Consider the following 21,138-nt stretch of genomic DNA (forward strand, 5'->3'; position numbering starts at 1 on the left):
GTTATTCTCCTAACTTCATTCCACGTTCAATAAAAGAACCTGCACCATTAATATATTGCTTCGCTTCCATACGCTTTTTACCTGCAGGCTGTAAATCAGTAATTTTGATAGCAGTATGATTACCTGTCGCTACTAATATGCCATCGTTTAAAACATCAATTATTTCACCTGGTGTAGAATTTTGATTCGTATTTACTTTTTCACCCCACCAAACTTTTAAAACTTCTCCGTTTAATGTAGTATAAGCTACTGGCCAAGGGTGTAAACCTCTTACGTGATTATAAATCTCTTCACCAGTTTTTGACCAATTTATTTGTTCTTCCTCACGCTTAATATTTTTTGCAAAGCTAACTTTACTTTCATCTTGCTTCACTGCATTAATTTCACCCTTTAATAATGGTGGAATTGTTTCTGAAAGTAAATTTGAACCAGCAATACTTAATTTATCGTGAAGCGTTCCAACGTGATCTTTTTCTTCAATCGTAACAACGACTTTGGCTAACATATCACCAGCATCTAGCTTTTCTACCATATACATAATTGTTACACCAGTTTCACTCTTTCCTTGAATAATCGAATAGTGAATTGGAGCCCCACCTCGTAATTCTGGTAACAATGAAGCATGTACATTTATACAACCAAATTTAGGAGCTTCAAGAATATCTGTAGGAAGAATTTGTCCAAAAGCTGCAGTTACAATTAAATCTGGCTTTAATGCTAATACTTTTTCTGTTTCTTCTGGAAGTCTAATTTTTTCAGGTTGTAAAACTGGGATATTATGTTTTAAAGCCTCTACTTTAACAGGAGGTGGAGTTAGCACTCTTTTTCGACCAACAGGGCGATCTGGCTGAGTTACAACACCTACTACATCATATCCTTCTTCGATTAATCTTCTTAAAACAGGAACAGAAAAATCTGGCGTCCCCATAAAAACAATCTTTGTCATTTTTTTGCCTACCCTTCTAATTCACTTTCTTCATAGTATTTCGAGACTTTAGAAGTGAATAAAACTCCATTTAAATGATCAATTTCATGTAAAAGTGCACGAGCTAAAAATCCACGGGCTTCTATAATAAAATATTTTCCACGTTTATTTTGTGCTTTGATTTTTGCATAGCTAGGTCTTGTTACATCACCATATAAGTTAGGGAAACTTAAACAACCTTCAACATCAGTCTGCTCGCCTTTTGTTTCCATTACGATCGGATTAATTAAATCAATTCTTCCATTCTCATCTTCAACATCAACAACAGCTACTTGCTGCAGAATACCAACTTGTGGAGCTGCTAAACCAACACCATCTGCTGCCAGCATTGTCTCATACATATTATTTAAAAGTTTTACTAAGTTTTTATCAAATGACGTCACTTTTTCACAAGGTGTTTCAAGAACTTCATTTGGATATTCTACTATATTTAATAAAGCCAATTTCACAACTCCTATCTTGATTGTACGTTAAAATTTAATTTCTAAAAACGACCTTCGTTTTATGCTTGTTGGGGGCTGACTAGTCGCCTCCTGTTTTCGTTCTGTCTAGCTCCAGGCGTTAGCCTCTCGAGGTTTCGGAGATAAGCAAACGCCTTCCGCTTTTCGTACTGTCTAGTTCCAGGCGTTAGCCCCTCGAGGTCATAAGCCAAAGCCCAATAAAGGTTAAAAACCAACCTTTCTCGGTCTTTGTCTTATGCTTGTCGGGGCTGAGCAAACGCCTTCCACTTTTCTTCACATAAACATAGTAGGTTGAAAGTCGATTGTTAATTGTAGTTTGCCTTTGTCCGTTTCGTCTTGGTAGTATTGTTGGATTCGATTTAGTACGTCATAGAGTGCAGGTTCAGATTTGTATTTTATCACACATTGATAACGAAAATGGTCTTTTATTTTTGCGATTGGTGATGCTACTGGGCCGAGTACAATTGATCCTTCTGATAAGTACTCTCTTAAATAGCCTGCAATTTGTTCACTTACTTTTACTGTTTTTATCAAATCATTATGTGCTATTGATATTAAAACTAAATAATAAAAAGGTGGATATCGAAATGAGCGTCTTATTTTCATTTCTTCTTCATAAAACGCAACATAGTCCTGTGTTTTAGCTAATTCAATACTATAATGCTCTGGTGAATATGTTTGTATAACTACTTCACCTGGTTTTTCATGACGACCAGCTCTTCCACTTACTTGTGTCAATAAGCTAAATGTTCGCTCACTTGCTCTAAAATCAGGTAAATGAAGTGAGCTATCTGCTGCTAATACACCAACCAATGTAACATTTGGAAAATCAAGTCCTTTTGCAATCATCTGAGTGCCTAATAATATATCAGCTTCACCGTTACCAAATTGCTTAAGCATTTTTTCGTGGGCACCTTTACGACTAGTCGTATCATTATCCATTCTAATGACTCGTGCTTCTGGGTAGGTTTTTGTAATAGCTTCCTCTACCTTTTGCGTTCCAGTTCCAAAAAATCGAATATGTTCACTTTGGCAAGATGGGCATTGTTTTGGCATATAGGTTTCATATCCGCAATAATGACATTTTAGATGATGGTTATGTTTATGATAAGTTAAGGAAACCTCGCAATGGGGGCACTGAATTGTGTAACCACAATCCCTACACATTACAAATGAAGAATAGCCTCGACGGTTTAAAAATAAGATGATTTGTTCCTTCTTCTCTAATCGATCTATTATTTTTTCATGTAAAGCTGTAGAAAACATCGTACGATTACCGATTCTTAACTGCTCTCTCATATCGACTATTTCCACTTCGGGTAATGGGCCTTGATTAACCCTTTTTGACATCGTATTTAGCTCATAAACACCTTTACTAGCTCTAGCAAATGATTCTAGTGTAGGAGTCGCACTTCCTAAAACGATTGGACAATGATGATATTCTCCTCTCCAAATTGCAATATCTCTTGCATGATATCTTGGATGTTCATCTTGTTTATAAGTGGTCTCATGTTCTTCATCAATGATGATCATTCCAATGTTTTCAAATGGTGCAAATATTGCTGAACGGGCACCCACTACTACTTTAACTTCTTTTCTCTGAATCTTTCTCCATTCATCATATTTCTCACCAATAGATAGACCACTATGTAGAACTGCAACATCATTTCCGAATCTACTTTTAAAACGACCTACAATCTGTGGGGTAAGTGAAATTTCTGGTACTAATACGATTGCTTCTTTCCCAACAGACAGGACCTCTTGAATGGCTTGCAAATAAACTTCTGTCTTTCCACTACCTGTTACGCCATGTAAAAGATGGATCTTATTCTTTCTTTCATGAAATGATGAAACGATCTGCTCAAATGCAATCTGTTGTTCTTCTATTAGTGGTAAAGGCTTAGATCGTTCAATTTCCCTACCTTCATAAGGATCACGATAAACTTCAACTGTTTTAATTGAAATTACCTCGTTTTTCTCCAATGTCTTTATAGGTGAATCAGTGATACCAAGACATTCTTTTAACTCCTTCACACTTGTTTGACCATTCATACGTAAGTATTCAATAATGTCTTTTTGCTGTGGAGATTTGATTATAGGTAATTCTTCGTCTAATACCTTTAATAGAGAAACTACACGTTCTGTCTTTTTATTTGCTTTATTTTTTACTTCATATTCAATTTCAAGCAAACCTTCTTTAATTGCTCGTTGAACTAATGAAATTTTACTAACAAGACTTTCTATTTCAGTCCATTCTCTTCTTTTTACGATCGAGAATAGATTTGCTAATTCAGGAACTAATTGATCTAGAGCTTCTTCAGATGTTACTTGAACATGTTTTTTATATACAGCTTTAATAGCAGTCGGAAGCATTGCTTGATAGGCAGAAATGAAAAAACAAAGTGTTTTTTGAGATAGATAAGAACCTAAAAGAAGAAGTTCTTCTGTTAAAACTGGCATGACATCAAGAACTTCTTCAATTTCTTTAACCTTCTCTAAATTAGTCGTATCTTTTATAGACAATACGAATCCTTGAATTTTCCTTGGTCCAAATGGAACAATTACTCGCATTCCAGGTTGTATTGCATCCTGCCATCTAGTTGGTACTTTATAATCAAAAGGACGGTCTGTTTGCCTGACTGATACATCAACTAAAACTGATGCGTATGTCATCTTTCTACCTCATTTAATAAGTGATGAACTTCAAGTAGTATTTCTTCTGCTACTTCTTTTTTACTCATTATAGGAAGTGGCTTAACTTCACCATTACGCTTAAAAATGGTTACAATATTCGTATCAGATCCAAAACCAGCCCCTGCTCTTGTTACATCATTAGCAACGATCATATCTGCATTTTTCTTTAAAAGTTTACTTTTTGCATACTCATCTACTTGATCAGTTTCTGCAGCAAACCCTACTAAAATTTGATGTGTTTTATGTTGACCTAAAGTTAGAAGTATATCTTTCGTACGTTTAAAAGCAATTGAAAGATCACCATCAGCTTTTTTCACTTTCTGATCATAAGTAATTGAAGGTGTGTAATCAGCAACTGCTGCTGTTTTTATTACAACATCCGCTTCATTATAATAAGACCAAATCGCTTCAAACATTTCCTCAGCAGACTCGGTTTGGATAAATTGACACCCTTTAGGTGGTGTTAAATTAGTTGGTCCAGAAACGAGAATTACCTCTGCTCCTAAAGAAACTGCAACTTCTGCGATACTATAACCCATCTTACCCGTTGAATGATTTGAAACAAAGCGAACTGGATCAATTTTTTCAACGGTTGGGCCAGCAGAAATAATAATTTTTTTACCTTTTAATAAACCTTCTTCTCTTTGAAAATGTTCATTCACGAATTGAACGATTTCTTCCGGCTCTGCTAATCTACCTTTTCCAACATAGCCACATGCTAAATATCCTTCATTTGGCTCAATAAATCGATGACCAATCTCTTTCAATGTGTTCATATTCTTTTGAACAATTGGATGGTTATACATATTAACATTCATAGCTGGTGCGATCCAAACTGGTTTTGTTGCAGCCAGTAATGTTGCCTGAATCATTTCATCTCCAAGGCCATTTGCTAATTTTCCAATTGTATTAGCAGTTGCTGGAGCAACAATGATTAAATCAGGCCAATCACCTAAATCGATATGAGCAATTTTTGAACTATCTTTTTCATCAAAAGTATCTATATAAACATCATTTCTTGATAAAGCTTGAAACGTTAAAGGTGTCACAAATTTTGTAGCGGATAAGCTCATCATAACTTTAACGTCATATCCTGCTTGTACTAGTTTACTTGTAAGTGCTGCTGCTTTATAGACTGCAATTCCACCTGTAACACATAGGAGAATCTTTTTTTGTTCCACTCACCTTCACCCTTTCAAATTTTATTCTTTCTATGTATTATGTCAAAAAATAGGTCTTTTGGACGTTCTATGTCTAAGATACCACAAATATGATTGAAATAACTGTAATAGGCTCTTCTAAAAAAAAGCTCGCCAATGAGCTGATCGTCAAAGTCATAAGCTTAGTTGTACTTATCCTATTTTCTAAAGTCAGGACTTTTCGTCGATTAAACTACTCGGCCATTTTATCACAAAAATAAGACTGCCCCCATTTCTAATCACCACGAAACTTTTAGGAGAGGTGTTAAACACCACGTTGTCCTTTTTAGTCATATGGAAAATTAGCAAATGTTTTGGGACAGCCTCATCACACAGTTAAATATTAATCTTCTTTAAATTCTTCAAGTTTTCTATAAGATAATAATCCAGCATTAATTTCTTCTAATGCTTTTCCAACAAATTTATCAGACACTGGTTTTTCAACACGAGTATCTTTAGTTACTTGCATTTCGCGAGCACGCTTTGAAGCAACTGTTACCAGCGTATATTTTGAGTCTAATTTTGTTAATAAACGGTCAATCGAAGGATATAACATAGTTTATTCAGCCTCCATCATTCTTTTATAATAATTTGCAACTCGTTCACGTTTTAAATGTTCACTTAAAATAATTGCTTTAATACGGTCACAAGCTAATTCAACTTGATCATTTTCAACTACATAATCGTAAGCATCCATCATTTCAATTTCTTCTTTTGCTGCATTCATACGATTCATAATCACATCTTCAGTTTCTGTACCTCTTGTTACAATTCTATTTTGTAATTCTCTCATACTCGGAGGGGCTAAGAAAATAAAAATTCCTTCAGGAAAAGCTTTTTTTACTTGCAGGGCACCTTGAACTTCAATTTCTAGGAAAATGTCTTTTCCTTCACTTAATGTTTTTTCAACATAATCAATTGGCGTTCCATAGTAATTACCTACAAACTCTGCCCACTCAAGAAACTTATCTTCATTTATTTTCTGTTTGAAATCTTCTTTTGATGTAAAGAAATAATCTACTCCATGTACTTCACCTTCACGAGGATTTCTTGTCGTCATCGAAATACTATATTGCAGATCTAAGTCCTTATTATCAAAAATAGCTTTACGCACCGTACCCTTACCTACTCCTGATGGACCAGAAAGTACGATTAATAAGCCTCTTTCATGCCTCATTTATGACCCTACCCTTCTAATTCTAGACAGTTTAATTTATTAAAGGTCAATCTACTGTTACTTCCTGTGTGTCAGAGTCAATTAATAAAAAATTAATTAGTCTTCTACTTCACATTGTTACCGGACCTTTGCAACTATAAACAAATCTTTTACATTATTCAATATTTTGAACTTGCTCTCTAATTTTTTCAAGATTATTTTTAATTTCAACAACTTGTTTAGAAATATCTAATGAGTTTGCCTTAGAACCAATCGTATTCACTTCTCGATTCATTTCTTGTACGATGAAATCTAATTTTCGCCCAATTGATTCTTTTATTTGTAAAGTTTCATTAAACAATTCTAAATGACTAGTTAGTCGAACTAATTCTTCAGATATGTCACATCGATCTGCAAAGAGCATAATTTCTGTTAATAATCTTTGCTCATCAACCGCTGTTAATTCAACTTCCGCTAATTTAGATTGAAGTTTTTCACGATATGATTTCATAACAAGAGGAGAATGAACAATAATCTGTTTTTTACATTCTTCAATTGCTGTTAATCTTTCTATTAAATCTTTTTTAAGTTGTCCACCTTCTTTGCACTTAACATCAAAAAATTGCTGACATGCATTTTCAGTAGTCGTTAATAATAATTCTTCAAAATTATGATTGATTTGTTCTACTTCACTTACTGTAGTAACTTCAGGTAGCTTTAATAAATCGATTGGATTATAAAAAGATTTATTTTGCTCTTCACCCGAAAGATTTTCAATCGCTTTTTTATATTGTTGAATTAAACCTTCATCTATTTGTAATGTACGTTGTAATAAGCCCTCAATTGTAACAAAAACCTCAACTCGACCTCGACTAGTATACTCAGCTACAATTTTCTTAATTGCATCTTCATATGCTAATAATTGCCTTGGCATTCGAACGATTGTCTCTAAGTATCGATGATTCACTGCTTTCATTTCAATATGTATTTTGTACTGTTCATTTGACAAAATGGCTTTACCATACCCTGTCATACTTACGACCATTGTTTCACTTCCAATACACTAATTTTCTCTCTAATTTATTACCCAAATTTCATTCAATATGTAAAAGAGAAAAGGTAATAGAGCATACCTCTACTACCTTTAGGAATTATAACATATTTTAGGTTGGTTATCCATTTTGTTCGTAAATTATTTTTTCTTAGTAAATAATGCACCTGCAAGCATAAAAGTTGGAATTGATGAAAGACCTCCAATTAAGAACCAATCTCTAGGCACGATCGGAATCGTTTTGAATATTGGTTGTAATGGTGGGTAGTATATAACAACTAGCATTAATAGCATTGAAACGATCACAGCACCAATTAAATATAAATTTCCAAATACATTTCGATGGAAAATAGAACGTTCACTCCTACAATCAAACACATGAATTAATTGAGCTAATACTAAAGTAGAGAATGCTACCGTTTGTGCGTATTCTAGTTGATTCGGATGTTGATTATAGGAAATAATGAATGCTAAAAGTGTGACAAATCCAATTAAAAACCCTCTTGAAATAATTTTCCATCCTAAACCTCTTGCAAAAATCCCTTCTGATAATGAACGAGGACTTCTATTCATTACATCATCTTCAGCTGAATCAACACCTAATGCCATTGCAGGTAAACCATCAGTCACTAGATTTACCCATAGAATTTGTACTGGAACAAGAGGTAGCGGTAAAGCTAATAGCATTGCAAACAACATAACTAAAATTTCACCTACATTTGAAGCTAATAAATAACGAATAAATTTACGAATATTACTATAAATATTGCGACCTTCTTTAATTGCAGATTTGATTGTCGCAAAATTATCATCAAGTAAAACTAATGCTGAAGCTTCTTTTGCTACATCTGTACCAGTAATCCCCATTGAAATTCCAATATCCGCTGCTTTAATGGCTGGTGCATCATTTACGCCATCACCAGTCATTGCTACAATATGTCCATTCGCTTGAAGTGCTTTTACAATTTTCAATTTATGCTCAGGTGAAACTCGGGCAAATACAGCAGCATCTTCAACAAATTCCTGGATCTGCTCTATAGAAAGTGCATCTAATTCTTTTCCTTCTACAACCCTACCGTTATCCCTTAAGATTCCTAGTTTTCTAGCAATACTAGAAGCTGTTAATTTATGATCCCCAGTAATCATAACCGTTCTTATACCAGCTTCTTTACATTCTTGAACAGCTTGTGCAACTTCTGCTCTTGGTGGGTCAATCATCCCTTGTAAACCAATAAAAGTTAAATTGCTTTCGAGTTCCCTTTCATCAATGATCGAATTTGGATTTAATGGTTTGAAAGCAATCGCAATCGTACGAAGTGCATTATTTGCATATGTTTCGATTGTACTTTCAACTGAATTTTGTCTAAACGTATTTAATTGTTCTTCTCTTTCATGCCATAAAATTGTATTACATTTTGAAAGTAAAACGTCTGGTGCACCCTTTGTAATTACAAATTGTTCACCTGATCGATTTTTTACAACGACCGACATCATTTTCCGTGTACTATCAAAAGGAAGCTCATGTATTCTAGTAAAATTCGAATTTACATATTCACGATCAATCCCAGCTTTATAACCTGCAACAACAATTGCACCTTCAGTAGGATCACCATCTAGTACGATTTCTCTTTTCTTTTGAATTAATTCTGCATCACTACAAATAGATCCGAATACAAGAGTTTGAAATAATTGTTTATTTAAAGTCGGATTAATCGTTCTCTCTTTATTCGTAAATTCTCCATCGATTGCATATCCGTTTCCAGATACTTCAAAACTAGATCCGCCCGACCAAATATTTGTAACAGTCATTTTATTTTCTGTCATAGTCCCTGTTTTATCTGAACAAATGACTGAAGCACACCCTAATGTTTCAACCGCTTGAAGCTTTCGAACGATTGCTTTCTTTTTAATCATCCGTTGCACACCAAGTGATAAAGCAACCGTTACAATTGCTGGCAAACCTTCCGGAATCGCAGCAACTGCAAGTGACACACCCGCTAAAAACATATGATATAATTCATTCCCTTGATAAACACCGATAAATACAACTAAAGCTGTTAAAAATAATGCTAAAATAATCAATATTTTACCTAATTGTTCTAATCGTCTTTGTAAAGGTGTAACAATGGTTTCTGTATTTTGAAGTAAATTCGCAATTTGCCCCATCGCTGTTTTCATTCCTGTCGAAACTACAACACCTTTACCATTACCACGCGTAACGAGTGTTCCCATAAAGCCCATATTATCTTGATCACCAATACCAATATCATCTGACTGAATTGATTCAAATCTTTTTTGAACCGGTACAGATTCACCTGTTAGCGCTGATTCTTCTATGTATAAACTTGATGCTTCGATTATGCGAATATCAGCACCAATCCGATCGCCACTTGAAAACTTAATAATATCCCCGACCACTAAATCTCTTGAAGGTAGCTTAACAAACTGCCCATCACGCAAAACATTTACTTGTGGAGCAGCCAATTCTTTCAAAGCTTCTAATGATCTCTCTGCCTTAGCTTCTTGAAAATATCCTAAAATCCCGTTAATTAATACAATTGCCATAATCGCAACTGCATCTACTACTTCCTTTAAAAAGATTGATATAATCGTTGCGCCTAAAAGAACAAATACCATAAAATCATTAAACTGATTTAAAAATAAAACGAGTTTGGAAGTTTTCTCTGATTCCTTTAATTCATTTGCCCCAAAAGTTGCTCGCCTTTTCTTTACCTCCTCATCAGTTAAACCGGAGGAAACATTTGTATTCGTTACTTGCACGACTTCTTCCGCTCTCATCCGATAAAAATTCATACCCGCGTTCACCCCTAATTAAACATTAGGTAAGTTGTCCCCCTTACCTCTCATAAAAGCATATTCAGACTCGTCCAAATAAATGATATAATGATGAAAATAAATCTAGCTTTTAACCAACTAGAATTGTGACAAGACCAATCAAGATATTGTATGATTGAATTCCATGAGAAATTTCTTGATTGTTTATTTAATGGATATGAGCCAGTTTAAGAATTATGTTGAATTGAGAAATATAATGAATAAGTTAATTGAAACTTTAGGATCGTTATTTAGAGGAAAAACCTTAAAAATACGTTTGTATGGTCTTTTAAAGTTTGTAATTTAAAATTTTTTCGTTTCCATATATCTCGTCCATTCTAGAGTAGAAATCAACGTACTTTTTTGAGATTATTAAGTCACATAACCTCATCATTTTATAGATCATGATTAAAAGTTAAATTTTTAAAAAAATAGTGTTTTTAAGAGTAGGACGTGATACATATGTCTTTTGACGGACTTTTTACAGGAGCTATGACAAATGAAGTAGCTTCTAAACTAACAACCGGAAGAATATCAAAAATTGTACAACCAAGTAACTATGAAGTACTCCTTACTGTGAGGGCAAATGGTGCCAATTACAAACTAATAATAAGCGCTCACCCTAGTTACGCAAGATTCCATTTTACAAATCAAAACTACGATACCCCATCAGAACCATCAATGTTTACAATGCTCTTAAGAAAACATTTAAATGGTGGGTTCATTGAAAGCATTACACAATTAGAACATGAGCGAATCGTTAACATTAAAGTCCGTAGTAGAAATGAAATTGGTGATGAACAATACCGAACATTGATCATTGAACTAATGGGTAGACATAGTAATGTCCTTTTAATTGATGAAGAAAAACAAGTAATATTAGATAGTATAAAGCATGTACCCATGGCTGTTAATCGCCATCGAATAGTACAACCCGGTGCTACTTATATTTCTCCTCCTAATCAAGAAAAACATGATCCATTTCAGATCACTTCCAAAGAGGAGTTTAATCAATTTATTATTCAAAGTGATCAATCACCATCCGAAGCAATTGTTCAACATTTCTCCGGAATCTCTCCATTACTCGCAAATGAAATTGTCTATAATGGAAAAGAAGATGTGTATAATTCATTTAAAACAATCATGAATGAAATACAACTAAAAAAGTTTACTCCTTCACTTTTCCGCTTAGAATCGAGAGAAATGTTTTATTTCATAAATTTAACTCACTTACAAGCCGAACAAACTGTTTTCGACAGCTTAAGTGAGCTGTTAGATGTTTATTACTTTGGTAAAGCCGAACGTGACCGTGTAAAACAACAAAGCGGAGATTTAGAAAAACTGTTACAAAATGAACTGACAAAAAATAAGAAAAAAATTAAAAAGTTACACAAAAGTCTTGAAGATACTGATAAAGCAGATAAAATTCAGTTACAAGGCGAATTGCTTACTGCAAATATGTTTGCACTACAAAAAGGTATGAAAGAAATTGAAGTAATTAATTACTATGACGAAAATGGTGCCACAATGGTCATTCCTTTATCGCCATTAAAAACACCTTCTGAAAATGCACAAGCTTATTTCACCAAATATACTAAGCTTAAAAATTCTGTCGCACATATTGAAGAACAAATTAAATTAACAAAAGAAGAAAATGATTATTTAGAGACAGTTATTCAGCAAATCGAGTCTGCTTCACCACGAGATTTAGAAGAAATTAGAGAAGAACTAGTGGAGACTGGTTATATAAGAAAGAAAAAATCGAAAAAAGCCCAAAAGTCTAACAAACAAAAAGTTACATTAGATGAATATATCTCTACTACTGGTGAACAATTATTAGTCGGTAAAAATAATAAACAAAATGATTATTTAACAAATAAACTTGCAAGTAGAGACGAACTTTGGTTTCATACAAAAGATATCCCGGGCTCCCATGTTGTCATTCGTGCTAAGGATCCTAGTGAAACTGCGATTAAAGAAGCAGCTATTATCGCTGCATATTTTAGTAAAGCACGTCAATCAAGCTCGGTCCCAGTTGATTACACGGAAATTCGCTATGTTAAAAAACCCAATGGTTCCAAACCAGGTTTTGTCATATACGAACAAAACAATACAGTTTATGTAACACCTGATGAAGAACTCGTTTTAAAATTGAAGAAATAAAAAAAATGGTGCCAATAAAGGGCACCATTTTTACTTATCTACCTTAGTATATGGCAAATCAAGTATAGTTCTATTAAGCTTAATATAGCACCATTTTCTCTACTTTTATAACCTACTAAGCTAAAACTATTTTACTTTTTCATTATTACTACTTAGTAATGATCCTAAAAATAGTACAAGTCCTACGCAAAATCCAATAATTAAATTCGAGTAAATCTCATCTTCTCTTATATATTTAATAATTAAATAAGTAGCAAAAAATAGCATCGTAATGATGCCGAAATACTTTAAAACATCCCTTATTTTTACCAATTAAACACAACCTTCCTTATTAATTAGTTTTCAAAAAGATTGCCTTTAACACCTATTCGAGAATAAACAGCTATAGTCCTATTTTAAACATAAAAAAAAGATAAGCTAAAATTTAGCTTATCTCTTATCTCTCATTTTGTAAGTAGGTTAACGCCTGCTTTGTCTTCTCAATATATTCTATATCATTATTCGAACACATAAATTTGACATTTGTTTGACCAGTTTCATATAATTGGCCATTTTCTCCAAGAAGCTGGATTAATCTTTTTACAGTACCATTACTTCCATCAACAATTTGAACATCTTCAGGTAAAATCTTTTGTAAGATGTTTTTATAAAATGGATAATGTGTACAACCTAAAACAATTGTTCCATATTGCTCAATATTAAATAATGAAAGTTTACTTTTAAAATAATCAATCATAAAATTTTCATCAAAATTTAATTCCTCACAATAATGAACAAGCTCTGGTAAAGGTAATGAATCGACAATACTTAGATCGTCCACTCTAGAAATAAGCTCATTATACTTTGTTTGCATTAACGTAAGTGGAGTCGCAAAAACTAATACTCTCTTACCAGTTGTTCGGTTCATTTCAACAGCTGGTTTTACAGCCGGTTCCATACCGATAATCGGAAAATCATACATTTCTCTCAATTCATTTACTGCAATACTAGTCGCCGTATTACATGCAATTACAAGTGCTTTTACATCTTCTTTAATAATCATTTCAACAGACTTTTTTACAAATGCACTTACTTCTTCCTTCGTCTTTGTACCATAAGGAACGTGGAGAGTATCAGCAAAATATAAAAAATCTTCATTTGGTAATTTTTTCAGTGCCTCATTTAAGACAGTTAACCCACCAATTCCTGAGTCAAAAAAAGCTATTCTCATTTCAATTCACCTAATAATTTAAATTTAATGAAGTCATTTGTGAAAGTGTCTACAAATCATAACATTACTCAACTAAAGACAAACTTTTACAAATATATAATACTAAATTAACCTAATTATGGATGAATGTAAACTTTTCAGAAAATAGTTAACTCTACGGTTGATTATTTTTAAAAATGAAAAGGTTCTCATTTCGTGTTTTCCAACTTATAGAACAATTTAATTCACTTTATTGTCTGTAGTCCTCTTGTCACCTATTCCTAAAATAATGATTTTAATATTGTTGAATTAGAAACAATATTTTATATAATATTGTTAATGAACCAACGGTGGGAGGATTGACCATGAACAAAGAAGAACAGCTTTTAATGGGTTTCAGGGACGTATTTAACAAAATGGTTTGGCTTAATAAGTTTAAGATGGAAGAAGCTCTTAAGGGGTATCAATCTTCCGAAGTACATTGTATCGAATACATTGGAAAAAATGTAGATTCCAATGTGACCAAACTCGCTGATTCCTTATATATGACAAGAGGTGCCATTACTAAAATAACGAAGAAGCTAATCAATAAAGGACTGATTGAAAGTTACCAGAAACCGGATAATAAGAAAGAAATCTATTTTAGGCTTACTGAGCAAGGAAAAGTAATTGACAGTATCCATGAAGAACTACATAAAGAGTTTCGTGAGCGAGATCAAACTGTATTTGATCAAATAACCGAAGAACAATTCGACAGTATGCTTAACTTCGTGAACAATTATTGTAATCATTTAGATGCAGAAATAAAGAAACAAGGTATCGATATCGATCGAAAAGTCGAATAAATTTGAATAGTAAAAATTCACTTGCAGCCCAACTCTACTAAAGGAGCGGCTGCTTTTTTATTTAGAAATCATTGTTGACAAGGAAACAAAATCCTCGTACGATAAATATGTTTCCTAGGAATCAAAAATATCGTTTTTGAGAGGAGAATTTTATTGTTCAAATTTAGATCACAAAAGGAACAGAAACTGGAACAAACCATAGATAAAAAGGCTTTACTCTTCGGTCTTATGTCCGTCTTTCTTTGCGGAATAGGCTTCAGTATCATCACACCAGTCGTACCATACTTAGTACAGCCTTTTATAAGCAATCCAGGAGATCAAGCCATAATTGTTACGTTGTTGACTTCTGTTTATGCAATATGCGTTTTTTTTGCAGCTCCCGGACTTGGAGCATTAAGTGACAGTTATGGCCGCCGTCCAATCCTTTTAGTATCCCTTTTAGGTTCCGCTATCGGCTACTTAGTTTTTGGCATAGGAGGAGCCGTGTGGGTCCTTTTTGCTGGGCGTATAATAGAAGGGATAACTGGTGGGAGCATAAGCACAATCTTCGCATATTTTGCAGACATCACTCCTAGTGACCAACGAACCAAATACTTCGGGTGGGTAAGTGCCGTTGCAGGTGTAGGCGCCGCCATTGGACCTACTCTAGGTGGATTACTTGCCAAGTTTGGCTATTCAGTACCCATGTATTTTGGAGCAATCATAACTTTACTAAATTTTGTTTTTGGATTCTTATATATGCCAGAGAGCCTTGATCTGAATAACAGACTGAAAAAGATTCCTTTTGTAAGGCTGAATCCATTCACCCAGCTTGTCAACATACTTTCCATAAAAAACCTAAAATGGCTACTCATCTCAGCGTTCCTACTTTGGATACCCAATGGATCATTACAGGCAGTTTTTTCCCAATTTACAATCGATACGTTCAAATGGGAGCCTGTGCTTATTGGGCTAATGTTCTCAATTATGGGTGTCCAGGATATCATTTCATAAGGTTTCATCATGCCAAAGCTGTTAATTAAATTTAGTGATTCACAAATAGCAATTCTTGGTATGGTTTCAGAAATTATAGGCTACAGTCTTATTGCTGCGTCCGCTTTGTTCACATACTGCCCTCTACTTATTGTTGGTATGTTTATATTTGGATTTGGCGATTCAATCTTCGGACCTTCATTTAATGGGATGGTCTCCAAGACTGTTGATCCTAGTGAACAAGGCAGAATTCAAGGAGGTAGCCAATCTATTCAGGCTTTAGCAAGAATAATTGGGCCGATTATAGGAGGTCAAATCTACGTATCACTTGGTCATGCCGCACCCGCTATTATGGGTATGACCTTTATAGCACTAGCAACATCAGTATTGAATAAGGGCAGACTTTTAAATAGATACAGAGTGAATACTTCTAAACATCATCTTTAGTAAACGGCGGTCTTAGGGGTACCGCCTTATTCTATTTCTAATGATGTGGAATTGTAAAATATCTTGATCAATCAAAAATATACTTCAATCCGACAAAATTTATTTTATAATGAAGTACATGTTTCATAGATCAAAAACAAGGTGGTTAGTTAAATGAAAGAAGAATTACTTAACATTTTTGATGAATCTGGTAATCATATAGGAGAAGCCACTCGAAGTGAAGTACATAAAAAGGGATTATGGCACGAAACATTTCATTGCTGGTTACTTAGTATAGTAGAAGACCAAGCTTCAATCTATTTTCAAATCCGTAGTCATCTAAAAAAGGATTATCCGAATTTAATTGATATTACTGCTGCTGGTCATATATTATCTACTGAAACAGTTCAAGATGGATTAAGAGAAGTAAAAGAAGAACTTGGAATAGAAGTAAAAATGGAAGATGTAATCCCTCTTGGCATCATTAAAAATTCGATCATTTTAGAAACGATTAATGATCAAGAATTGAGTCATGTTTTTTTACTAAAAAGCGATAAACCATTTACTGATTTCAACCTACAAAAAGAAGAAGTTTCAGGCATAGTGAAAGCTGATTTTAATCAATTTTATCAATTCGCAAATGGATTAAGAGATACAGTAGAAGTTGATGGTTTTCAAATTACTGAAACAGATGAAAAAATTCCAATTCAAAAATCAGTAGATAAAAATCAGTTTGTATCTCACGAAAGTAATTATCTTTTAGATGTTGTTAAATTAATAAAAAATCACATACTTAATGAATTCTAATTTTAAGAGCCCTAAATTTGTATGGTGCTCTTAATTATTGAAAATTTGATAATTTAATTGCAAGGTTGTTTTTCAACAGCATCAAAAAACCCTAAATTATTAGGGTTTTTAAGTTCATTCAATATCTTTACTAAAAGAATAAGATAGTTTTTTATACTCCATTTTATGTTCATAAAAACGATGCGCATTAATTCTTTGGACACCGGATTGTAGTGTTACTAATTGACAGCCATTTCTTTTTCCAAAATCAGAAATAAAATCTAGTAATTTCTTGCCGTATCCATTTGATCGTTTACTTTCATCCGTCACTAAATCGTAAACAAATACATGTCTACTATTATAGAAATTTGTTAAAATACTAACTCCAGCGACTGCAACCGTCACTCCTTGATCTTCTAAGCCAAATAATTGATACCCTTGTTTTTGCATTTCTTCGTACAAATTAAAGAATGATTCTTCATTTAAGTGTGTACGAAGTTGTTTTAATACTTCAAAGCCTTTTCTTAACTCTTCTTTTGTTTCGTAAAGTTTTACTGAAATATTAGTCATTCTAACACTCCTTTTTAATCTTTTTACGATACACTAATTACATTTTCACCAGTTTCAGCTTCTCTTTTAAATAATCTTGAATAAACGCCATCTTTTTCTAATAAGGAATGATGCGTACCTTCTTCAACTACTTTCCCATTTTCTAGTACAACGATTCTGTCCGCTGTTAATACGGTAGATAATCGATGTGAAATTACGATGACAGATTGTTTTGATTTTCGCTTTTGAATCGCTTCATTAATTTGTAACTCTGTAATCGGATCTAAAGCCGAACTTGCTTCATCTAAAATAAGTATAGGAGAGTTTTTAACTAAAGCTCTTGCTAATGATAATCTTTGTTTTTGACCACCAGATAATAATGCCCCTCGTTCACCAATTGATGATTCTAGACCATCTGGTAATGAATTTAGATAGTCTGATAATCCACTATCTTTTAGAGCCTTAATCATTTCATCATCTGTCACCAATTCATTTCCTATACGAATATTATCAGCTAAACTACCATTTCTTAGCTGTACATCTTGCGAAACAAACGAGATTGCATCTCTGATCCACTTTGCATTCGCTTTTTCAATTGGTAAACCATCTACTTCAATTGTTCCCTTATTTAACGGATAGAAACCTAATAATAAATCTACAATTGTTGATTTTCCAGCACCACTTGGTCCTACAACGGCCACTGCTTCCCCTGGTTTCACATGAAATGACAATCCATTTAACACAAATTCTTCCTTCGTTGGATAAGCAAATTTAACATCTTTAAATTCAATTAACCCATTAACAGAATTTAATTTTTCACCCTCTTGTACTTCAAATTCTGAAACTTCTTCAGCTAACAATTTTTCAGAACGATCTAATGCTGGACCAGTTCTACGTACTGAGAGCCAGTTTCTTAGCATTCTTTGAATCTCATTAGCGGCAATGGTCACAAGTCCCCCTGCCGTATACATTTGTCCCGTTGTGATTTGATCATTTGAAATTAGTAAAACACTTATAAAATAGACAGCAGCTAAAGCAAAACCATTATAGCTACCAATTACGACTATTGATTGCATTCTTGCTTTTAATTCGATAATTGATTCCTTAATAAATGATTTACGGATATCGGCAACACTTTGAATTTCATAATCCGTTGCACCAAGAATTCTCGAAAGTTGGATCCCTGTTACTGATTCTCGTAATCTTTCTAAATAACGTGACGCTTCAGTTCTAGCTTTAGCCGAAGCAATTCTGGTACGAGCTCCGACTTTATTAGATGTCCAGTAAAATAAAACACCTAAAACAACACTTGTAATCATTAAATAAGGATTAATCCAAAGTAAGACAATACTATATATAAATACTCCTTGAACAGAAGCCATAAAAGTAGAGCCTTCCCATGCTAAAAAGTTATGCAGTGTATCTGGGTCATCAGAAACTCGTGCTAATAATTCACCAGATTTAGACTGATGAAAATATGAATAAGGTAAAATTTGCAAGTGCTTAAATAAGCGTAGTTTTTGCCAGTTTGTAACAGATTTAGCAATATGATGACAAAAATACTCATCAATGACCATTAAAATTAAATCAAGAATTGCAGCAATAACAAGCAACCACATTAATCCCCATAGTAATGCATTGTCATGATTTGGAAGTATATGATCAATTAACCAACCCGTTCCTAGAGTTGGTATTAATGCTGCACAAATTTGACTTAAAGCAATAACAAATGAATCTGCAAATACCCATTTTTTATGGGGCTTGAGAAAGTTTATGACTCTTTTCCCATCGCCTATTTTTTTTGTATTTTTCTGCATCATACAGCACTCTCCTTTTCTAGTTCACTGTATTGTGCCATATATAATTGATAATACTGACCTTTTAATGATAATAATTCTTCATGTGTACCTTGTTCAGCAATACGTCCTTTATCTAATAATAAAATACAATCCGCACCCTTTACTGTAACAAGTCGATGTGCAATTGTAATTGTTGTACGACCTGGGATTAACTTTTCAAGTGAAGATTGTACCTTTTCCTCTGTTTCTCCATCTAATGATGATGTAGCCTCATCGAAAATTAATACTGGAGGATGACGTAATATTGCTCTTGCAAGAGCTACTCGTTGTCTTTGACCACCAGATAATTTTAGCCCTCTTTCACCAACAATCGTCTCAAAACCTTCCTGTAGTGACTCAACTAAATCAGATAAATCCGCCGCTTCAACAGCAAGCCCAAGTTCTTCATCAGTTGCATTAGGTTTGGCATATAGTAAATTTTGCTTTAATGTACTATTTAAAAGAAATGTTTCTTGAGAAACGACACCAATATTTTGGCGTAATGATTGATAATCATGAGAAGATAAATCTTTACGATCAACTGAAATCGATCCTGAAGAAGGCTGGTATAATCCGAGTAATAACTGAATTAAAGTACTTTTTCCTCCACCGCTTGAACCAACAATCCCAATATGTTGGCCTGCTCTAATTGAGAATGAAACATCTTTTAGAACTTCTTCAGTTGAATTCGGATAAGTAAATCGAATATTTTTAACTTCTATATCACCTTTCACTTCTCCAAATTTAGGTAAATCATCAGGTTGTTCTGCAGGCAAATCAAAATACTCATAAATTCTTTGAAGTGCTGGAATTGCTTGTTGAATGGTTAAGGCATTTTCAGCTAACGAGCGGACAGGCATAAACATTGTTGGGATAAAACCTAGAACAGCAATTAATGTACCAACTGTAATTTCATGCTGCCAGATCGAATAACCACCAATTAACATAATGACCCCTGGTGCACCATTATTAAACACATTTCCTAAACGCCAATTAACCTTACCGATTAAAGCCAAACGAATAGCAAATCTTTTCCAAACAGACAGCTTATCTTCTAACTTTTTATTTTCTATATCCTGCGTTTGAAACGTTCGCACTAAACGAACTGACTCAATACTTTCTTGAGTATGATTATACAGATCAGCACTCATATCACGAGCTATAGCTCCCATTTTTCTTACTTTTTTACCAATCATAAAAGAAGGAACTAAATAAATTGCAAATACAATAAGCATAACCACTGCAGCTGGCCAATATAAAGGAATCACCGCTATAAATGCTGCAATTGCCGCAATTACTTGTTGAATAAAACGTGGTATAACTGTATTATTCAAGTTTTGAACAGACTCTACATCATGCGTTAACCTATATAACATATCCCCTCGTGGTGTTGTCGAAAAAAACGTCATCGGTGCTTTTTGAAGCTTTGTAAATGCACGTAATTGCATATCTGTAATTACATCTAGACCAATTTTTACTTGAATAAATTCTTGTAATGATTCAAAACCGACCTTAAATAAGAATGAAAGCATAATCCCTAAAATTAAATAAAAGATAATTTTTGAATCAGGACCACCAACAATCTCATCGACCAATTTACCAGTCAAAATCGGCGGAATAATCGCAAATGCGCCAGCAATTAATGAACATACAAAAGCAATTAGAAATACTTTCCAATACGGTTTAAAATGATTAACTGTTTCGATTAAAATTTTCATCTATTGCCATCCCCCTAACCTGTAACATTTTACAATATTTTCGAACTATTTTCACTATTAAAATTTTTACCAGGATTAAAGTAATGCGTTCTTCGTTATTCCTTTTATCTGGTCTCAAATACATTTTAATCTTTCAATTAATCTATTTCTTCATTAAATTGATTGAACATTCGTACACTATTAGTCTTTAGGGACATAAAAAAAATCTACAACTTAAGTCGTAGATTTTAAGATTTTTTATTTATTTGAAAATATATACAATATAGACTTA

General features: G+C 33.5%; 16 protein-coding genes and 1 pseudogene. 4 read left to right on the forward strand and 13 right to left on the reverse strand.

Annotated elements, in window-relative coordinates; translation table 11 throughout:
- Nucleotide 1: 1 nt before the first annotated feature.
- From fmt to CN946_RS14520, 8 genes are all read right to left on the reverse strand, one after another.
- Nucleotides 2-946: a methionyl-tRNA formyltransferase gene (gene fmt / locus CN946_RS14485; protein ID WP_098861819.1), complete on the reverse strand. Its 945-nt coding sequence runs from the start codon at nucleotides 944-946 to the stop codon at nucleotides 2-4.
- Nucleotides 947-954: 8 nt separating this feature from the next.
- Nucleotides 955-1,428 carry a peptide deformylase gene (gene def, locus CN946_RS14490; protein WP_098861820.1) on the reverse strand — a complete coding sequence of 158 codons (474 nt, stop codon included), beginning with the start codon at nucleotides 1,426-1,428 and terminating at the stop codon, nucleotides 955-957.
- A 291-nt stretch (nucleotides 1,429-1,719) separates the two neighbouring features.
- Entirely contained in the window at nucleotides 1,720-4,119 is a 2,400-nt protein-coding gene (gene priA, locus CN946_RS14495; RefSeq protein ID WP_098861821.1) for a primosomal protein N', read from the reverse strand.
- Nucleotides 4,116-5,321: a bifunctional phosphopantothenoylcysteine decarboxylase/phosphopantothenate--cysteine ligase CoaBC gene (coaBC, locus tag CN946_RS14500; protein WP_098861822.1), complete on the reverse strand. Its 1,206-nt coding sequence runs from the start codon at nucleotides 5,319-5,321 to the stop codon at nucleotides 4,116-4,118. Before coaBC ends, priA begins: the two co-directional genes overlap by 4 nt.
- Before the next feature lie 361 nt (nucleotides 5,322-5,682).
- Nucleotides 5,683-5,895 carry a DNA-directed RNA polymerase subunit omega gene (rpoZ, locus tag CN946_RS14505; protein WP_098861823.1) on the reverse strand — a complete coding sequence of 71 codons (213 nt, stop codon included), beginning with the start codon at nucleotides 5,893-5,895 and terminating at the stop codon, nucleotides 5,683-5,685.
- Between the two features lie 3 nt (nucleotides 5,896-5,898).
- Complete coding sequence (gene gmk / locus CN946_RS14510) at nucleotides 5,899-6,516, reverse strand: guanylate kinase (protein WP_098861824.1); 618 nt, start codon at nucleotides 6,514-6,516, stop codon at nucleotides 5,899-5,901.
- Between the two features lie 154 nt (nucleotides 6,517-6,670).
- A complete protein-coding gene (locus CN946_RS14515; RefSeq protein WP_098861825.1) occupies nucleotides 6,671-7,540 on the reverse strand; it encodes a YicC/YloC family endoribonuclease in 870 nt (289 codons plus the stop codon).
- A 147-nt stretch (nucleotides 7,541-7,687) separates the two neighbouring features.
- Nucleotides 7,688-10,360 (reverse strand): calcium-translocating P-type ATPase, SERCA-type, encoded by a 2,673-nt coding sequence (locus tag CN946_RS14520; RefSeq protein ID WP_098861826.1) that lies wholly within the window; start codon nucleotides 10,358-10,360, stop codon nucleotides 7,688-7,690.
- A 483-nt stretch (nucleotides 10,361-10,843) separates the two neighbouring features.
- Between CN946_RS14520 and CN946_RS14525 the strand changes: the two genes are divergently transcribed.
- Nucleotides 10,844-12,544 (forward strand): Rqc2 family fibronectin-binding protein, encoded by a 1,701-nt coding sequence (locus CN946_RS14525; RefSeq protein ID WP_098861827.1) that lies wholly within the window; start codon nucleotides 10,844-10,846, stop codon nucleotides 12,542-12,544.
- 126 nt (nucleotides 12,545-12,670) lie between these two features.
- Here CN946_RS14525 and CN946_RS14530 read toward each other — a convergent pair whose 3' ends face one another.
- Nucleotides 12,671-12,856: a hypothetical protein gene (locus CN946_RS14530; RefSeq protein WP_098861828.1), complete on the reverse strand. Its 186-nt coding sequence runs from the start codon at nucleotides 12,854-12,856 to the stop codon at nucleotides 12,671-12,673.
- 124 nt (nucleotides 12,857-12,980) lie between these two features.
- Nucleotides 12,981-13,754 (reverse strand): glutamate racemase, encoded by a 774-nt coding sequence (gene murI / locus CN946_RS14535; protein ID WP_098861829.1) that lies wholly within the window; start codon nucleotides 13,752-13,754, stop codon nucleotides 12,981-12,983.
- A gap of 344 nt (nucleotides 13,755-14,098) precedes the next feature.
- On the opposite strand from murI, the gene CN946_RS14540 reads away from it, so the two are divergent.
- The 3 genes and pseudogenes from CN946_RS14540 to CN946_RS14550 all read left to right on the forward strand — a co-directional run bounded on the left by CN946_RS14540 (nucleotide 14,099) and on the right by CN946_RS14550 (nucleotide 16,783).
- Nucleotides 14,099-14,578, forward strand: a complete 480-nt coding sequence (locus CN946_RS14540; protein ID WP_098861830.1) for a MarR family transcriptional regulator — start codon at nucleotides 14,099-14,101, stop codon at nucleotides 14,576-14,578.
- 153 nt (nucleotides 14,579-14,731) lie between these two features.
- Nucleotides 14,732-15,997: pseudogene (locus CN946_RS14545) on the forward strand (MFS transporter).
- 153 nt (nucleotides 15,998-16,150) lie between these two features.
- Entirely contained in the window at nucleotides 16,151-16,783 is a 633-nt protein-coding gene (locus CN946_RS14550) for an NUDIX hydrolase (protein ID WP_098861831.1), read from the forward strand.
- Nucleotides 16,784-16,897: 114 nt separating this feature from the next.
- Here the strand turns inward: CN946_RS14550 and CN946_RS14555 are convergent, their stop codons facing one another.
- From CN946_RS14555 to CN946_RS14565, 3 genes are read right to left on the reverse strand one after another with little or no spacing between them, the layout of a single operon-like run.
- Nucleotides 16,898-17,332, reverse strand: a complete 435-nt coding sequence (locus CN946_RS14555) for a GNAT family N-acetyltransferase (RefSeq protein WP_098861832.1) — start codon at nucleotides 17,330-17,332, stop codon at nucleotides 16,898-16,900.
- Between the two features lie 23 nt (nucleotides 17,333-17,355).
- Nucleotides 17,356-19,131 (reverse strand): ABC transporter ATP-binding protein, encoded by a 1,776-nt coding sequence (locus CN946_RS14560; RefSeq protein WP_098861833.1) that lies wholly within the window; start codon nucleotides 19,129-19,131, stop codon nucleotides 17,356-17,358.
- Nucleotides 19,128-20,867, reverse strand: a complete 1,740-nt coding sequence (locus tag CN946_RS14565; RefSeq protein ID WP_098861834.1) for an ABC transporter ATP-binding protein — start codon at nucleotides 20,865-20,867, stop codon at nucleotides 19,128-19,130. The genes CN946_RS14560 and CN946_RS14565 overlap by 4 nt, the downstream gene beginning before the upstream one ends.
- Nucleotides 20,868-21,138: the final 271 nt, after the last annotated feature.

This window comes from Bacillus sp. AFS053548, from assembly GCF_002575105.1.
Lineage (GTDB): Bacteria > Bacillota > Bacilli > Bacillales > Bacillaceae_G > Gottfriedia.